The sequence below is a fragment of the Promicromonospora sp. NPDC060271 genome (assembly GCF_042726755.1).
Lineage (GTDB): Bacteria > Actinomycetota > Actinomycetes > Actinomycetales > Cellulomonadaceae > Promicromonospora.
This window is the reverse complement of record NZ_JBHXBG010000129.1, coordinates 1-16,397: the sequence shown is the minus strand read 5'-3', so window position 1 is coordinate 16,397 and position 16,397 is coordinate 1. Positions and strand designations below refer to the sequence as shown.

The following is a 16,397-nucleotide window of genomic DNA, read 5'->3' as shown; positions in this document are numbered from 1 at the left end:
CATCAGTATCGGCCCGGCCGTGGCCTTCGCCTCGGTGCTCTTCGCCAAGGCCGCCTCCGAATGGGACTTCGGGCTGCCGATCGCGCTGCTGCTCACCCTGATCGCCGGTGCGCTCTGGTCTCCGCCCAGGCGTCCAGGTCCGCCTGGATGGCGTCCCTCGCGTCGTTGTAGCCGGCGGCCTCCAGCTCGGCGCGCATGTCCGCGATGGCGGCGGCCGGGTCGTCGAACTTGCCGTACTGGAGCTGCGGGATGTACTCGGAGAGCACGCCGCCCATGGCAGCCAGGTACGGGTCGATCAGCTCCTTGTTCACGATGAGGGTCGAGTACGGGTAGTCCTTCGCCGCCGCGTCGAGCTCGTCGTAGATCTCCTGCTTGTTCGGCGCGTCGGTGACCCGGTCCGGCTCGAACTCGTCCATCCGGCCGCCCCAGAAGTTCGACCCCAGGGCGTCGGTTGTCTCGTCCCAGCCCTCCGGACGGCCCAGCTTGCCGTCGTCGGTCATGACGTAGTCGGTGCCCTCGATGCCGAAGTTGAGCAGCTTGTAGACCTCCTCGTCGTTGCGCAGGACGTCGTAGACCTCGAGCGCCTTCTCGGGGTTGGCCGAGGTGGCGTTCACCGCCATGGCTCCGTGCGTGGGGATGTCGCGGAAGAAGTTCCCGTTCTCCTGACCCCAGTAGAAGAACTTCGGGTCGGACCCGGGCTGCTTCTTGTTCATGTTGTCGACGATGGAGCCGATGAAGGTCTGCGTGTGGTGCTGGTCGGCACCCGAGAGGCCCGCGTAGAACTGCTCCCGCGTGACGCCGTCGTAGTTCAGCGCGTCCTCGCGCCAGACGCCGATGTCGTTCCACTCCTTGGCGAGCTCGGCGGCCTCCAGCAGCTCGTCACCCTCCATGTACCAGGAGGTCACCGTGCCGGGGTCCGCCTCGGTGGTCTGGAACGGGAAGTAGTTGCCCGCGGTGATCTGCTGGATCGTCTGGCCGTCGGTGTGCCCCTGGAGGTACCCGGTCAGCGCGGCCTCGTTGGCGCCCGCGACGTCCCAAGGGTAGGCGTCCTTCTTGTTCTCCTTGACCCACTTGAAGTACGTGGTGAAGTCCTCGAACTTCGTGATCGTGCCGTCCTCGAAGCCCGCCTCCTTCGCCCAGTCGCCGCGGTAGAAGAACCCGTGGTTGGTCCACTGGGTCAGGTTGTCCTCGGGGATGAAGTAGATCTCCCCGTCGAGCGTGGCCTTGTCCCAGTTCCCGTTCGCCTCGACCTGCTCCCAGGTCCGCGGGGCGTGCTCCTGGAGCATCTCCGCCGACAGCGGCAGGAAGGCGCCCTTCTTCGCGTTCTCCCAGGCGAACAGCCAGTCCGTGGCGGTGGTGATCAGGTCGATGCTGTCGTCACCGGAGAGGAGCTGGGTGTTGTACTGCGTCTGCCAGTCGGCCCACTCCACGTAGTAGAAGTCCAGGGTGGCGTTGGCCTCCTCGACCAGGCGCGGGTTCAGCTCCTCCAGCATCGCCTCCAGGCGGCCGTTCTCCGGCTTGTCACCCAGGACGAGCATCGTGATCTCGGTCGGTTCGCCGGAGTCGGACCCACCACCCGGACCGCAGGCGGCCAGCGTTGCCGTGCTCATGGCCAGGGCGAGCGTCGCCGCCCCGACCCTCGCGAAAGACTTTCTCATCGTTGAGACTCCCTCGAATCGTGGTACTGCAGATGTTTTTTCGGATGTTTCAAACGGTCCTGAAAGTGGGCGTCAGCCCTTCACGGCTCCGACCGTGATTCCGGAGACGAAATACTTTTGGACGAAGGGGTACAGGAGCACGATCGGCCCGGTGGCGACGACGGCGCTCGCCATCTTCAGGGTGTTGCTCGGCAGCTCGGTGATGCTCACGTTCGAGCCCGCCACCGACGTCCTGAGCGCGTTCGCGGTGTTGATGATGTTGTACAGGTGGTACTGGAGCGGTTTGAACTCGACCGTGCTGCCCAGGTACAGCGAGGAGAGATACCACTCGTTCCAGTACCCCAGGGCCAGGAAGAGGCCGAGAGTGGCCAGGGCCGGCTTCATCATGGGGAGCGCGAGCTGCAGGAAGATCCTGAAGTCTCCCGCGCCGTCGACCTTTCCGGACTCGATGATCTCGTACGGCATCGAGCGCGCGAAGTTCTTCATCAGGATGATGAGCCACGGGGTCATCAGGAGCTGGAGGAATACCGCCAGATAGCTTCCTTTGAGCCCGAGATCACGTGCCACCCACAGGTAGGTGGGCGCGAGGCCCGCCGAGAAGAGGGTCGTGAAGTAGATGAAGAACGAGATCCAGTTCCGGAACGGGAAGTCACGCCGCTGGAGGGCGTACCCGGTCATCGCGATGATGAACAGCCCGAGGGCCGTGCCGCACACGGTCATCAGGATGGTCACGACGTACGAGCCGATGATCTGCCGGGGTGCCCGGAAGATGTACTCGTAGGCGTCGAGCGTGAACCCCTTGGGCAGCAGCCCGAATCCTTCCCGCATGATCGCGCCCTCGCTGGAGAAGGAGGCGGAGACGATCATGATGAAGGGCAGCGCACAGAACAAGGTGAAGAGCGTGACCGTGAAGTAGGAGATACCCCGCAGCAGGTAGTCGCTCTTGTCGAGCCTGACCTTCCTCGGCCGCTTCACCGCGACGACGTGACTCATCACGCCCCCTTTCTGTCAGAACAGTGCAGGCCTGAACGGCGCAGGTCAGAACAGCGCATAGTCCTTGTTGATCCTTCGGACGATCCAGTTGGCGAGCATCACGAGGGCGAACCCGAACAGGGACTGGTAGAGCCCCACGGCCGTCGACGAGGTGAAGTTGTTCTGCGAGAGGATCATGCGGTAGACGGACGTCTCGATGATGTCGGTGGTCGAGAACAGCGCGGCGTTGTTGCCCACCAGGTTCCAGAACAGCCCGAAGTTGCCGTGCATGATCCCGCCGAGCGAGAACAGCAGAAGGATGATGAAGGTGGGTTTCAGGCTCGGCAGGATGATGTACCGGATGCGCTGCCAGGCCGAGGCGCCGTCGATGGCCGCGGCCTCGAACAACGAGTTGTCGATGCTCATGATCGCCGCGAAGTAGACGATCGATCCGTACCCGGTGCTCTGCCAGAGCTGGAACAGGATGATGATGATCGGCCACAGGCCCGCCGTGCTGTAGATCTTGATCGGGTCGCCGCCCGTCTGCTCGATCAGCGCGTTGACCGCGCCGGTGTCGAAGTTGAGCAGGTTGAACGCGATGACGCCGACCAGGACCACCGAGATGAAGTACGGCAGGAACATGACCGCCTGGCTGATCTTCTTGAAGTACTTCGACCTGATCTCGTTCAGCATGATCGCGAGCGCGATCTGCAGGATGTTGCCCAGGACGATGAAGGCCAGGTTGTAGAGCAGCGTGTTCCTCGTGAGCTGCCACAGCTGCCCGGACTGGATGAGGAACTCGAAGTTCCGCATCCCCACGAACTCGCTGCCGAAGATCCCGTCCCGGTAGTTGAAGCTCGTGAAGGCGATCCACACGCCAGGGAGCGGACCGTAGCTGAAGACGATGAAGAACACGATCGCCGGAAGGCACATGAGGAGCAGCACCTTGTTGCGGGCGATGCTTCTCAGCAGCGCCTTCGGCTTCTTCACCGGCACGGTCGTTGTCTCGGACCGGACGACCGGCCCCGTCAGCGCGACTGCCATGGCCATCGCCGTTCAGCCGGTTCGTCGACCGGAATCTCTGTCATGCGCCACTCTCCGTTGAAGGCCGCTGGGCATCGTTGCCCGCATGTTAACGATAACAAGTTAACGTGAACATGAGGGTAGGCGCATGCCTCCGTCCGGTCAAGCACTGGAAATCACGGTTCCATAACGGTGGAACGTATGCGGCAAAAAGGGCTGGTCGCTCGCGCGGCGTGTGCGGGCCCCGGCCCGGCCGCCGGAAGCCGCGCGATGAGTTTCCCCGCCACCCGCCGTCGTACCTGGACCGGCCACACCACCGAACCCCTGGAGTACAGCCATGAGCGGAATGCTGCTGGAGAACAAGAACGCAGTGATCTACGGCGGCGGAGGCGCCATCGGCGGCGCCGTCGCGCGGGTCTTCGCCCGGGAGGGTGCGCGGGTGTTCATCGCCGGACGGACGCAGGCGAAGCTCGACGCGGTGGCGCGCGACATCACCGCAGCGGGCGGAGTGGTCGAGACGGCGCTGGTGGATGCCGCGGACCCGGAGGCGGTCGAGCGCCACGCCGACGCCGTCGCCGCGGCGGCCGGCCACATCGACGTCGCGCTCAATGCCGTCGGCGTCATGCATGTCCAGGGGACGCCGCTCGCGGACCTCTCGCTGGAGGAGTTCATGCGGCCGATCGACGGGTCCCTGCGGACGCTCTTCATCACGACCAAGGCCGTGGCGCGGCACATGGGCGGCGAGCGCCCCGGCGTCATCCTGAACCTGTCGGAGCCCGGTGCGAAGCTGGCGGTCGAGGGCATCCTCGGCCACGGCGTGAGCTCGGCCGGCAAGGAGGCGTTCTCGCGGCTGCTGGCCGCTGAGCTGGCTCCCCGCAACGTCCGCGTCATCGACATCCGTCCGCACGCCGTCGTCGACGCGGTTGCCGCAGGCTCCTTCACCAAGGACGTCTTCGCGCCGTCCGCCGAGGCAGCCGGTCAGTCGATCCAAGAGATGCTGGACGACGCCATGCAGCACGGGACGCTGCTCAAGCGGCTGCCGACGCTCGCCGACGTCGCGGAGACCGCGGCCTTCCTGGCCTCGGACCGCACCGGAGCCATGACCGGGACGGTGGTCAACCTGACCGGCGGCGCGCTGGTGGACTGAGCTGGACCGAGCCGGCCGTGGAGCACGGCCGGCTCGGCCTCGCCTCGGCGTAGGTCAGACGGCGGGATCGCTCGCCGTCGCGTGCGCCAGCGCCCAGGCGAGGGCGTGGTCGGCGACGGCCTCCCAGCCTGGGGCGGCGCAGGTCCAGTGGTCGCGGCCCTCGAACTCGTAGTACTCGGTGATCGCGGGCGACTTGTCGTAGTGCTTGGCGTTGGACTTGTTCACCGACGTCGGCATGATGTGGTCCTCGCTGCCGCCGATGAACAGCAGCGGGGCCCGGTCGGCGGCGTAGTCCACCCACGTCTCCTGGGGTCCCGGCTTGAAGTTGGCAAACAGGCCGTACTCCCAGACCCAGTTGCCCGGTGCCGGGATCGCGTACCGTTCCCAGACCTTCCGGGACTCCTCAGCCGAGAGGGTGTTGGTGAACGCGTAGTGGAACTCCTCGGGCGTGAACCCGACCGCACGGTGCCGGTTGGCGGGGTTCTTCAGCGCCGGGAAGAGTGACCTCGCCTGGGACAGCGGGTTGACCCGGACGCCCTCGGTCGGCGCGGAGTCGACCACGACGGCCGCGGCACCGAGGCCGCGGGCGAGCAGGAGCTGGGTCAGCGTGCCGCCGAACGAGTGCCCCATAATGATCGGCGGGCTGTCCAGCGCCTCGATGATGCCGGCGAGGTGGTCCACGGTCTCGGGGACGGTCAGGTCGGCGATGATCTCGGGGTTCTCCCGCAGGGCCTCGACCTCGATCTCGAACCCCGGGTAGCCCGGGGCCAGGACCCGGAGACCCTTGGCCTCGTAGTGGGCGATCCAGCCTTCCCAGCTACGCGGCGTCATCCACAGTCCGTGGACCAGGACGACGGTATCTGGCTGCGCTGCACTCATGGTGGTGCTCCTTCGGTGAGAGGGTCCGGCGCCGAACGGCTCCGGCGGTGGGAGATCGACGCCGGTCAGGCGTCGATGAACGCCAGGAGGTCGGCGTGGAGGCGGTCGCGGTCGGTGTCGGGCAGCGCGTGGCTGCTGCCCTCGTAGACGGCCAGGGTCGCGCCGTCGACCATCGCGGCGGACCGCTTTCCGCCGACGTCGAACGGCACGATCTGGTCGTCGTCGCCGTGGATGACCAGGGTCGGGACGTCGACCTTTGCCAGGTCGGGCCGGAAGTCGGTCGCGGAGAACGCGGCGATGCACTCGTAGGCGCCGCGATGACCGGAGGCGAGGCCCTGCAGCCAGAACGCGTCCCGGAAACCCTGGTCGACGTCGTGCCGCCGGTTGTGGCCGAAGAACGGGCCGTCGGCCAGGTCGCGGTAGAGCTGGGACCGGTCGGCCTTCTCGCCCGCACGGATCCCGTCGAACACCTCGATCGGCAGCCCTTCAGGGTTGTCGTCGGTCTGCAGCATCAGGGGCGGGACCGCGGAGACCAGCACGAGCCTGGCTACGCGAGCGCTGCCGTGCCGGCCGATGTACCTGACGATCTCGCCGCCGCCGGTCGAGTGGCCCACCAGGGTCAGGTCGCGCAGGTCGAGGGCGTCGATCAGGCAGGCGAGGTCGTCGGCGTAGGTGTCCATCTCGTTGCCGCCCCAGGTCTGGCTCGAACGGCCGTGACCGCGCCGGTCGTGGGCGATGGCGCGGTGGCCGTGCTCGGCGAGGAACAGCGCGGCGGCCTCCCACGCGTCGGAGTTCAGCGGCCAGCCGTGGCTGAGCAGGACGGGGGTGCCGCCGGTGCCCCAGTCCTTGTAGAAGATCTGGGCGCCGTCGTCGGCGGTGATGTAAGGCATGGTGGGCCTCCTCGGCTCGGTCGAGTTCTGGCATCTCGACCTTGCCGCGGGGCCCGGTGGGTGCGGACCACGTGATCCTCGTAGTCCGTCGTCCTCCTACGACGCCAGCCACTCCCGCGCGTTACGGCCGGCCCGGACGGAACCGACGCCGTCGTCGGCCGGGTTCATCTCTGCCCAGACCGCGTCGAGGGAGAGCCCGAGGACCTCCGCGATCGCCGCGACCGTCGGGAAGGCGGGCGTGGCGACCCGACCCGACTCGATCTTCCGCAGGGTCTCGGGCGAGACGCGGGCGTCGAGCGCTACCTCGAGCATCGAACGCTCGCCCCTCGCGCGGCGCAGCAGAGCGCCGAGACGCTGTCCACGCTCGACCTCAGCGGGTGTGAGCGGCAACCTGACCATGCCTCCGATCCTAGTACCGGTATTTCAAGGCCGGTATTGCAAGCCCGGGATAGTATGGCCGGGATAGTTATTGGAAGCGCGCGAAGGGCACCACGTGATCGAGATCTTGAACCCCGCCGAGCTGGTCCGAGCGAGAGGGGCTGGCGCCCTGGTCGGCACCATCCTGCAGACGCTGCGCGAGCGGTGCGTGGTCGGCACGAACCTGCTGGACGTCGACCGGTGGACCGAGGCGATGATCGTCGACGCCGGTGCGCAGTCCTGCTACGTCGACTACGCGCCGTCGTTCGGGCGCGGACCCTTCGGCCACTACATCTGCACGGCCGTCAACGACGCCGTCCTCCACGGGATGCCGCACGACTACCGGCTCGCCGACGGCGACCTGCTGACCCTCGACCTCGCCGTCTCGCTCGACGGCATCGCCGCGGACTCGGCCATCAGCTTCGTCGTCGGCGACACCAGGCCCGCCGAGAGTGTCGCCATGATCGAGACGACCGAACGCGCGCTGCGGGCAGGGATAGCCGTAGCGCGCCCCGGAGGCCGCATCGGTGACATCTCCCACGCCATCGGCACGGTGCTCAGCGCGGCCGGGTACCCGATCAACGTCGAGTTCGGCGGGCACGGCATCGGATCGACCATGCACCAGGACCCGCACATCCCGAACACGGGGCGGCCCGGCCGCGGGTACAAGCTGCGGCCCGGCCTGCTGCTCGCGCTGGAGCCGTGGGTCATGTCGGACACCGACGAGCTGGTCACCGACGCCGACGGCTGGACCCTCCGCAGCGCGACCGGCTGCCGGACGGCGCACAGCGAGCACACCATCGCGATCACCGAGGACGGGGCGGAGATCCTCACGCTCCCGAGGCCGGCATAGCCCTCTTCGCGGCCTCGGGCCCCCGCCGGCCGAGCCCGTCGAACGGCGTGTTTCGGAATTGGTCGGTGGCAGCCGATCCCAGCCGACTGACTCGGCGTACCGGGTACCGCCAGTCAGCGCGCCGGTCGGACCACGGACCTGACTCGACGTACCCGGTACGCCGAGTCAGGTTCGCAGGCACCATTCCAGAACCCTGCCCTAGTACGGGCAGGTGCTGCGGTACTCGCTGATCGTGAGGCTCGTGGACGGTGCGGGGCACAGGAACTGGTCGTAGCGCAGGTCGTCGTCGACGAAGCGCTTGAGCCAGGAGATGCTGTACCTGGCGATGGTCGTGTTGTCCGTGTTCGGCGCGAAGTGGCTGGCGCCGCGCAGCTCCAGGTACGCCTTGTCGGCGTCGCCGGGGAGGGACTGGTAGAAGGGCTCCGCGTGCGAGCGGACGGAAGCGATCGAGTCGTTCTCCGCGCCGACGATCAGGGTCGGCGTGCTGACCTCCGGCCACGTCTTGTCGGTGTTCCACGGCGTGAGCGGGATCGCGGCCTGCAGCGACGGCCGGTCCTTTGCCGCCTCGAGCGAACCCCCGCCGCCCATCGAGTGGCCCATGACGGCCAGCCGGCCGGCGTCGATCCGGCCGCTGACCACGCTGCGCGACGTCAGGTAGTCCAGCGCCCGCAGGAGCTGGTCCCCACGCGAGGACGGCTGGTCCGAGGTGGTGTTCGTGTCGATGGTGAAGACGACGAACCCCTGCGACGCGAGCCGCGGGCCGAGCCAGGCCATGCTCGACTGGCTGGCCGTGTAGCCGGGTGCGACCGCCACCGCTCCGAACGTGCCCTCGGCGGTGCTGGTCGGGTAGTAGATGGTGCCGCCACCGAAACCGGTGACAGCCAGACGCGAGACGCTCACGTCGGCGACGGCGAACGGACCGCGGCGAGCCTCGATGCTCGACACGGTCGGATCGGGACCACGTTCGTACGGGTTGTCGGCGGCGTGCGCGACCGGCAGGCCCGCGACGGCGGTGCCGGCGAGCAGCAGCCCTGCCACGAGCGCCGCACCACCCTTGCGGATCAGATGCCTCATGAATCGCCCCTTCGAGATCGGTGAGACAACAGCTGACCGGACCGACGATAAAGTAGCTCTACCACTCGGTCAAGACATTCTGGAGATTGATGCACGGCGGTCGTTGACTAGGGTCGGAGCGTGAACGAGCACGTGGACGGCCGCAAGCTGCGCTTCGAACATCGCCGTGGGGAGGTCCTGCGTGCCGCGACCGAGCACGCCCTCGACCACGGCCTGGCCGGCCTGTCGCTGCGCAAGGTGGCCCAGACGGTCGGCGTCAGCCACGCGACGCTGGTGCACCACTTCTCGACGAAGGACGACCTGGTCGCCGCGATCGTCGACCTGGTCCTCGCCCAGACGCTCGCGCTGCCCGACCTGGCCGACGACGACCCGGAACCGCTGGAGACCATCTGGCGGCGGGCGACGTCGGACAAGGGGCGCCGCTACCTTCGGCTGTTCACCGCGATCACCGGGCACGCCATGCACGACAACCCGAAGCTGCGCGACGCGGTGGCGCGGTCGATCCAGCAGCGGACGGCCCTGCTGGCCGCCGGCCTGGTGCGGCACGGCTGCCCGGAACCGGAGGCCGCCACACTGGCGACGGCGCTGCTCTCGACGCTGCGCGGGCTGCTCGTCGACCTCCTGGTCACCGACGACGAGGAGCGTGTCCGGGCGGCGTTCGAGAGCCTGGCCGCCGAGCTCGACCGGCGCAGCGCGCTGTGGCCGCGACCGGCCGGGCCCTCACCCGCGTCGGCGCCTGGCAGGGGCCAGGACTGACCCCCGTTCAACAGGCCAAAGGCGACCACAAGACCGGTGGTTCTGGCACGCCACGGCCTGTTGGACCGGACTCAGAAGTCGTCGGGCATCGAGCGGCGGTCTCCCACCGGGCCGTCGGCGTGCGGGAAGGTGAGCGAGCCCGCGCCCACCCACCACTCCATGACGTCGTAGGTGAGCCGGCCCGCCTGGACCGACGGGTCGGCGTCGGAGAGTCGCGCGGCCTCGGCGGCGTCGCACGCGAAGACCGACATGCCGCGGTAGGACTCGTCGCTCTGCGCGTCGAACGGTCCGTTCGCGACGATGGTGCCCCGCCGGGCCAGGTCGGCGCGGTAGGCGAGGTGGCGCGCCTGGAGCGCGTCCAGCTCCTCGTCCGACAGCTCCGGCGCGTCCGGCGGACGCCGCAGCACCACGACGGTGTAGACGTCGAACGCGTCGGGGATGTTCGGATCGCGCGGCATACGACCAGGCTACGACCGCGCCCTGCCGACCGGCCCGCTGATCAGCCCGCCCATCGGTCCGCTGGTCAGTCCTCGGCCTCCGGCGACACGGCGAGCCGCGTGTTCCACGGGTCCGCGAACCGGAGCGTCGCGCCGTCGTCGGACGTCGGGATGCCGTGGAACCGGAGGCGGTCGGCGAGGGCCTCGACGTCGGACCGGGTGGGCACGAGGATCCGGACGTCGCCGAGGCCGAGCGTCGAGGCCCGCGGCGCCGCTCCCGCGCTGCGCCACGTGTTCATGCCGATGTGGTGGTGGTAGCCGCCTGCCGAGACGAACAGGGCGGAGTCCCCGAGCTGCGCGGTGACGTCGAACCCGAGCGTGTCGACGTAGAACCGGCGCGCGGACACGAGGTCGCCCACCTGCAGGTGCACGTGCCCGATGGCGGCGGACGGACCGGCGTCGGCCGCGTCCGGGTCGTGCCAGCGGCGCAGGAACTGGTTCGGGTCGAGGTACTCGCTGGCCATGGCCACGGTCCCGTCCGGGCGGACCGTCCACTGATCGCGGGGGCGGTCGCGGTACAGCTCGACGCCGTTGCCCTCGGGGTCGGTGAAGTAGAACGCCTCGCTGACCAGGTGGTCGGCGCTGCCGGTGTACGTCTCCGGCACGCGCTGCGCCATCGAGGCGAGCGACGCGGCAAGACGCCGCTCGTCCTCGAAGACGATCGCCGTGTGATAGAGCCCGGCACCGCGCGGGTCCGCGCCCGGCAGGTCCTTCTCCTGGCGGAGCACCATGATCGGCACGCCGCCCCGGCCCAGCGTCGCGTTCGCGCCCGACTGGTCGAGGACGTCGAGGGTCACCGCGTCCTGGTAGTACGCGGTCATCACGTCGAGGTCGCGCACGAGCAGCTCCACCGTGTCCATCCGGGTGCCGTCGGGCGCCGCCCCCGCGGTGGCGACACTGCCCTGCCGCCACGCGGGGACGATCATGTTCGGCGCGCTCATGAGATCACCGCGAGGCCGCCGCCCCAGGAGATCTTCTCGGCGCCCGCGAGGGTCATCTGCAGCAGGCCGACGGCCTCCAGCTCCCTGGCCCGCTTGAGCGAGCCGGCGTCCAGCCCGCGCAGCCCGGCTGCGGTGACCAGCTCGACGAGGGTCTGCTTGGCGTCCGCGTCGTCGCCTGCGACGAGCACCGTCGTCGGCACGGAGCCGGTCTCGCCGCTCGCGAGCGTGCCGCCGAAGTTCGTGTTGAACGCCTTGACGACCTTCGCGCCGGGGACGGCGTCCTGCAGCAGCCTCGCCGCCGAGGAGTCGGCGGGGACGACGAGGTCGTCGAAGGTGCTGAGGTCGACGGGGTTGGTGACGTCGACGAGGACCTTGCCGTCGAACGCGGTCGGGTAGACCTTGACGAGGTCCGCGACGGCGCCGTACGGCACGGCCAGCACGACGACGTCGCCGGTCACCTCGTCGCCGACGGCGCCGGCCGTGCCGCCCAGCGGGCCGGCGACCGCGCGCGCCTTCTCGACGTCGCGGGCGAGCACCTGGATGCCGGTCCCACCCTTCGCCGCGATGCCCGCGACGACGCTGCCGAAGTTTCCTGCCCCGATGACGGTGACCGTGGTCATGTGCGCTCCCAAAATAGTTGTTCCTACAACCAACACTCCGAGTGTTGCACCAATTACTTGTAGCGTCAACCAAACGGTAGACTGGGCACGTGAAGCGACGCGTACCCCGGATGAACGAGCAGGAGTCGGCGGCCTGGCTCGGCCTGACCACCGTGTTCAGCCTCCTGCCGGCCGCGCTGGACCGGCAGCTCCAGCGCGACTCCGGGCTGACGCACTTCGAGTTCGTCGTGCTCTCCAGGCTCCAGCTCAGCGACGGGCCGACGATGCGGATGACGGCGCTCGCCGAGGCGACCGTCTCCACCCTGCCGCGGCTGTCCCACGTGTGCGGGCGTCTGGAGAAGCGCGGGCTCATCACCCGCGCCCCCTGCCCCGAGGACCGCCGCGCCACGAACGTCGGGCTGACGAGCGACGGCCGGCGCGAGCTGATCCGCTCGGTCCCCGGGCACATCGCGACGGCACGGCGGCTGGTCATCGACGCGCTCACGCCCGAGCAGCTCGACGCCCTGGCGGAGATCACGGGCACGATCGCTGCCCGCCTCGCGGAGGAACCGCCGGACGGCACGCCGTCGGCCGGGCGAGGTGCCGGGAGCCGGCCCGTCGCCCCATAGGCTCGCGCCGTGGGAAACAGGCAGCCGCTCGGCCGGGCGCTCAGGAACGTGGTCGTCGCGAACGTCAGCTCCAGCCTCGGGGACGGCATCGCCAGGGTTGCGGCTCCCCTGCTGGCGGCACGGCTGACCGACGACCCGCTGCTCGTCTCCGGGATCGCGGCCGTGGCGATGCTGCCGTGGCTGATCTTCTCGATCCCCGCCGGGATCGTGCTGGACCGGATCGACCGGCGGCGCGCCATGACGATCGCCAACGGCGTCCGGACGCTGCTCGCCGCCCTCATGCTGGCGCTCTTCGCCACGGACCAGCTCACGATCTGGTGGCTCTACGGGGTCGTGTTCGCGTACGGGGCGTTCGAGACCGTCTACGACGGCGCGCTCCGCGCCGTCCTGCCGTCGATCGCCGCCAAGCAGGACCTGCCCCGCGCCAACTCGCGGGTCGAGGCCGGCGAGATCGTCGTCGAGCGGTTCCTGTCCGGCCCGCTCACCTCGGCGCTGTTCGCGGTCTCCGTGGTGGTGCCGCTCGGGATCAACGTGCTGACCTACGCGGTGGCGAGCGTCATGGCGGTGTTCCTGCCGCTCGCCGCGGCGGGCAGCCACCGCACCGACCCGGACGGGGTGCCGCACGTCGCCTGGTACCGGCAGTTCACCGACGGCTTCCGGTACATCATCGGCAACCCGATGCTCCGCAGGCTCTGGCTGATCAGCGTGGTGATCGGCCTGTGCTTCTCGGCAGCCACGGCCACGATGGTGCTCTACGTGCTGAACCGGCTCGGCCTGCCGGAGGCGTGGTACGGGGCTTTCATCCTGGCCGGCGCCGTCGGCTCGCTCGGAGCGGCGTCGATCGCCAGCCGGCTCAAGGAGCGGTTCGGGACAGGACCGGTGATGGCCGTCGCGCAGACCCTCTCGCTCGCGGCGCTCGTCCTGATGGGCGCAGTCCCCGTGCTCGGCGTCGTCGCGTTCGGCTACTTCCTGTCGGCAGGCGGCACGACGGCGTGGAACATCCTCGTCATGTCGCTGCGCCAGGCCGCTATCCCGAGCCGCCTGCTAGGCCGGGTCCACGGCACGTGGCGCACGCTGCTCTGGGGCACGATGCCGCTGGGCTCGCTGCTGGGCGGGCTGCTCGGCCGGATCGACCTGCGCGCGCCGTTCCTGATCGCGGGCGGCATCGCGACGCTGGTCGCGCTCGTGTCGTTCCGGTTCCTGTCCGGGCTGCCCGACCCGGAGGAGCTGGAGGACGCCGACGGGCCGGCCACCTGAGCCCGTCCCGGACGGGGAACGGTCGCCGTGCGTACCGCACCCCAGAGCACGCCCCCGATCACGAGTGCCGCGCCGAGCGCGGTCACGACCTCGATGCGCTCGCCCAGCAGCACCGCCGATGCGCTGAGCCCCACCACGGGGACCAGCATCGAGAACGGCGCGACGACGCCGGCGGGGTGCCGGGCCATCAGCCACGTCCAGATCCCGGATCCGACCAGCGTGCCGATCAGCACCGTGTAGGCCAGCCCGACCAGCGCCGGGACCATGTACGGTCCGGGGACGAACGCCGCGGCGATCGCGTCCGGGCCCTCCACCGCCAGGGACAGCGCGAGCATCGGCACCGGTGGCACCACCGACATCCACAGCGTGAGGTGCAGCGGGTTCGCCGCCCTGGCCCGCGCGTTGGACACGTTGCCGATCGCCCAGCCGAACCCGCCGGCCAGCACGAGCAGGAACGGCGCGAACGCCGCGGCCTGCGCCTGGGACCAGCCCACCACCGCCAGCCCCAGCGTCGCCACACCCAGCCCGACGAGCTGCCGCGCGGACACCCGGTCCCGGAACGCGACCGCGCCGAGCAGCACGGTGAACGGCGCGGACGACTGCAGCACCAGCGACGCCAACCCCGTCGGCATGCCGACGGCCATGCCCCAGTACAGGAACAGGAACTGCAGCGTGCCGAAGCCGATGCCGTACCCGAGCAGCCAGCGCACGGGCACCTGCGGACGCGGCACGAGGAGCAGGGTCGGGACGGCGATGATCGCGAACCGGAGCGCCACGAGCAGGAACGGCGGGAACTGACCGAGCGAGGCGTCGATCGCGATGAAGTTGAGGCCCCACATAACCGCGACGGACACGGCGAGCAGGCGGTGCGAGATGGGCATGGCCCGAGTGTGTGCGGCGACGGTTCTGAAGGACAAGCGAAAGTTGCTACAGGTCCTTGTAGGTTGCCTTCATGGATGCTGCCTTCGACGATGCACCGCCCCGGCGCCGCGGTCACGACCTGACCCGCATGGATCCTCGTCACCTCGACCTGCTCCGTGAGCTCGCCGACCGGCACTCCGTGACGGCGGTCGCGGAGGCGACCCATCGGACGCCGTCGGCCGTGTCGCAGCAGCTCCGCACGGCGCAGCGCGAGCTGGGCGGGATCCCGCTGGTGGAACCGCACGGCCGGGGCGTGCGGCTCACCGAGGCGGGCAGGCTCCTGGCCGACGGCGGTCGCGACCTCGCGCGCACGATCGCCCAGGTGCAGGCCCGATGGGATGCGTACCTGGGCTCGGCGTCCGGCACCGTACGCCTGGCGGCGCTGCCGAGCGCGGCGGCGGTCCTCCTGCCCGAGGTCCTGAGCCGGCTCGCGGACACGGCGGTCCGTGTCGAGTGCACCGACGTCGACATCGCCGAGTCGGAGTATCCGGGGATGGTGGCCGACCACGACATCGTCGTCGGCCACAGCTTTACCGGGCCCGTGCCCACCGGGGCGGAGCACCTGGTCACCGCGGCGCTGCTCCGCGAACCGCTCGACATCGCCATGCGAGCCGATCATGTGCTGGCGACCAGGGCGCGGGTCACGGCGCAGGACCTGGTGCTCCACGAGTGGTACGGGGTGCCGCTCGGCTACCCGTTCGACGACCTGCGCATCGCCGTCGAGACCGTGACCGGTGCTCCCGTCCGGGTGGTCCAGCGGCTCCGCGACAACCGGCTGGTCGAGGCGCTCGTCGCGTCGTCGGGCGACCGCGTGGCGGTGCTCCCCCGGTACAGCACGACGCCCGGCGCCGGGATAGTCCTGCGGCCGGTGCACGGGATGGACGCCGCGCGGTGGATCGTCGCGATCCTGCGTCCGGACCGGGCCGAACGGCTGGCGGTCCGGACGGTGCTGGACGCGCTGCGGGCGGTGGGCCGGGAGGTCGTCGGCTGAGGACTGGCCGGCTGGGGCCGTCGCACCGGCGCCCGCGCGTACCGGCGCCCGCGCGACAATGTCGCCATGAGGATAGGGCTGGGCGCACGGCGCGTGTGGTGGGCGTGGTCGGCGGGACTCGTCGTGCTCGGCTTCATCGAGGCCCTGGTCCTGCACCTGATCGGGAACGCCCTCCTGCCCGGCCCGGTCGCCGTGGCGCTCGACGTCGTCGTCGGGGCCGCGACGCTCGCCCTGCTCGTCGTGTTCGTGTCACCGCTCTGGTCCGCGCACACGGTGTCCGACGAGGGCGTGGCCCACCTCCGCCTCGGCCTGCTCGGCTCCGTCGTGGTGCGGCCCGGCGACGTCGCCCAGGCGGGCAGCCACACGCCGACGGCGATCAAGCCCGCGGAACCCGGCGTCGGCTTCGACGACGAGACCGGTCGCCTGAGCCTCGTCAGGTCGCCGACGTCGCCGCTGGTGCTGCTCACTTTCACGCGCCCGGTGCCCGCGCGGATGCAGGTCTTCAGGCGGGTGCTCGCCACCGAATGCCTCGCGGGCACCGATGACCCTCAGCGCCTGCTCGAGGCGCTAGCCGAGAGCTAGTGTCCTGCGTCTGGAGGTCGCGCGGTGGGTCTGAGGGGGCCGGGCTGACTTTGCTTCAACAGGCGCGGGGGTGCCAGAACCCCGGGGATTATGGTCGCCTAGGTCCTCTTGAACGGGACTCAGTTCGCGCTCATGGGCACGGTTGCCGGAACGGCGCTGGCCTCGGGCGTCAGAGCGGCACAGTGCGCCCGAGGGGAACAGGGGTGAGCGGCGCAAGGCTGAGCTGTCGCGAGATCGGTCACTTGCCCCCGCCGCTGTTCGAGTTCGGTCGGTTGCTCTGAGATCGGTCAATCAACCGACCGATCTCAGAG

General features: G+C 69.7%; 17 protein-coding genes and 1 pseudogene. 7 read left to right on the top strand and 11 right to left on the bottom strand.

The features are described from left to right. Window positions 1-92: 92 nt before the first annotated feature. The 3 genes from ACFWE2_RS18400 to ACFWE2_RS18390 all read right to left on the bottom strand — a co-directional run bounded on the left by ACFWE2_RS18400 (window position 93) and on the right by ACFWE2_RS18390 (window position 3,674). A complete protein-coding gene (locus ACFWE2_RS18400) occupies window positions 93-1,658 on the bottom strand; it encodes an extracellular solute-binding protein (RefSeq protein WP_377225665.1) in 1,566 nt (521 codons plus the stop codon). A 72-nt stretch (window positions 1,659-1,730) separates the two neighbouring features. Further along, window positions 1,731-2,651 (bottom strand): carbohydrate ABC transporter permease, encoded by a 921-nt coding sequence (locus ACFWE2_RS18395; protein ID WP_377225664.1) that lies wholly within the window; start codon window positions 2,649-2,651, stop codon window positions 1,731-1,733. A gap of 45 nt (window positions 2,652-2,696) precedes the next feature. Then, entirely contained in the window at window positions 2,697-3,674 is a 978-nt protein-coding gene (locus ACFWE2_RS18390) for an ABC transporter permease (RefSeq protein ID WP_377225663.1), read from the bottom strand. Window positions 3,675-3,990: 316 nt separating this feature from the next. Here ACFWE2_RS18390 and ACFWE2_RS18385 point away from each other — a divergent pair, with 316 nt between their 5' ends. Next, window positions 3,991-4,800, top strand: coding sequence for an SDR family NAD(P)-dependent oxidoreductase (locus ACFWE2_RS18385; protein ID WP_377225662.1), 810 nt, complete (start codon window positions 3,991-3,993; stop codon window positions 4,798-4,800). Between the two features lie 54 nt (window positions 4,801-4,854). Here ACFWE2_RS18385 and ACFWE2_RS18380 read toward each other — a convergent pair whose 3' ends face one another. The 3 genes from ACFWE2_RS18380 to ACFWE2_RS18370 all read right to left on the bottom strand — a co-directional run bounded on the left by ACFWE2_RS18380 (window position 4,855) and on the right by ACFWE2_RS18370 (window position 6,968). Next, entirely contained in the window at window positions 4,855-5,679 is an 825-nt protein-coding gene (locus tag ACFWE2_RS18380) for an alpha/beta hydrolase (RefSeq protein WP_377225661.1), read from the bottom strand. A 65-nt stretch (window positions 5,680-5,744) separates the two neighbouring features. Further along, window positions 5,745-6,569 (bottom strand): alpha/beta fold hydrolase, encoded by an 825-nt coding sequence (locus tag ACFWE2_RS18375; RefSeq protein ID WP_377225660.1) that lies wholly within the window; start codon window positions 6,567-6,569, stop codon window positions 5,745-5,747. Between the two features lie 96 nt (window positions 6,570-6,665). Further along, window positions 6,666-6,968, bottom strand: a complete 303-nt coding sequence (locus ACFWE2_RS18370) for a helix-turn-helix transcriptional regulator (protein ID WP_377225659.1) — start codon at window positions 6,966-6,968, stop codon at window positions 6,666-6,668. A 94-nt stretch (window positions 6,969-7,062) separates the two neighbouring features. Between ACFWE2_RS18370 and map the strand changes: the two genes are divergently transcribed. Then, window positions 7,063-7,839 carry a type I methionyl aminopeptidase gene (gene map / locus ACFWE2_RS18365; protein ID WP_377225658.1) on the top strand — a complete coding sequence of 259 codons (777 nt, stop codon included), beginning with the start codon at window positions 7,063-7,065 and terminating at the stop codon, window positions 7,837-7,839. A 198-nt stretch (window positions 7,840-8,037) separates the two neighbouring features. Here the strand turns inward: map and ACFWE2_RS18360 are convergent, their stop codons facing one another. After that, window positions 8,038-8,913, bottom strand: coding sequence for a serine aminopeptidase domain-containing protein (locus ACFWE2_RS18360; protein WP_377225657.1), 876 nt, complete (start codon window positions 8,911-8,913; stop codon window positions 8,038-8,040). Window positions 8,914-9,033: 120 nt separating this feature from the next. On the opposite strand from ACFWE2_RS18360, the gene ACFWE2_RS18355 reads away from it, so the two are divergent. Continuing rightward, window positions 9,034-9,669: a TetR/AcrR family transcriptional regulator gene (locus tag ACFWE2_RS18355; protein ID WP_377225656.1), complete on the top strand. Its 636-nt coding sequence runs from the start codon at window positions 9,034-9,036 to the stop codon at window positions 9,667-9,669. A 71-nt stretch (window positions 9,670-9,740) separates the two neighbouring features. On the opposite strand, the gene ACFWE2_RS18350 is transcribed toward ACFWE2_RS18355, so the two are convergent. From ACFWE2_RS18350 to ACFWE2_RS18340, 3 genes are all read right to left on the bottom strand, one after another. Next, complete coding sequence (locus ACFWE2_RS18350) at window positions 9,741-10,127, bottom strand: YciI family protein (RefSeq protein WP_377225655.1); 387 nt, start codon at window positions 10,125-10,127, stop codon at window positions 9,741-9,743. Between the two features lie 65 nt (window positions 10,128-10,192). Then, complete coding sequence (locus tag ACFWE2_RS18345; protein ID WP_377225654.1) at window positions 10,193-11,107, bottom strand: VOC family protein; 915 nt, start codon at window positions 11,105-11,107, stop codon at window positions 10,193-10,195. Beyond that, complete coding sequence (locus tag ACFWE2_RS18340; RefSeq protein ID WP_377225653.1) at window positions 11,104-11,727, bottom strand: NADPH-dependent F420 reductase; 624 nt, start codon at window positions 11,725-11,727, stop codon at window positions 11,104-11,106. The genes ACFWE2_RS18345 and ACFWE2_RS18340 overlap by 4 nt, the downstream gene beginning before the upstream one ends. Window positions 11,728-11,816: 89 nt before the next feature. Between ACFWE2_RS18340 and ACFWE2_RS18335 the strand changes: the two genes are divergently transcribed. Next, window positions 11,817-12,335, top strand: coding sequence for a MarR family winged helix-turn-helix transcriptional regulator (locus ACFWE2_RS18335; protein ID WP_377225652.1), 519 nt, complete (start codon window positions 11,817-11,819; stop codon window positions 12,333-12,335). Between the two features lie 9 nt (window positions 12,336-12,344). After that, window positions 12,345-13,592 carry an MFS transporter gene (locus tag ACFWE2_RS18330; RefSeq protein ID WP_377225651.1) on the top strand — a complete coding sequence of 416 codons (1,248 nt, stop codon included), beginning with the start codon at window positions 12,345-12,347 and terminating at the stop codon, window positions 13,590-13,592. A 56-nt stretch (window positions 13,593-13,648) separates the two neighbouring features. Here the strand turns inward: ACFWE2_RS18330 and ACFWE2_RS18325 are convergent. Beyond that, window positions 13,649-14,473, bottom strand: a pseudogene (locus tag ACFWE2_RS18325) (EamA family transporter); the annotation flags it as partial. Window positions 14,474-14,544: 71 nt separating this feature from the next. On the opposite strand from ACFWE2_RS18325, the gene ACFWE2_RS18320 reads away from it, so the two are divergent. Beyond that, on the top strand, window positions 14,545-15,504 hold the full coding sequence (locus ACFWE2_RS18320) for a LysR family transcriptional regulator (RefSeq protein ID WP_377225650.1): 960 nt from the start codon (window positions 14,545-14,547) through the stop codon (window positions 15,502-15,504). Between the two features lie 66 nt (window positions 15,505-15,570). After that, window positions 15,571-16,086 (top strand): hypothetical protein, encoded by a 516-nt coding sequence (locus ACFWE2_RS18315; protein WP_377225649.1) that lies wholly within the window; start codon window positions 15,571-15,573, stop codon window positions 16,084-16,086. Window positions 16,087-16,397: the final 311 nt, after the last annotated feature.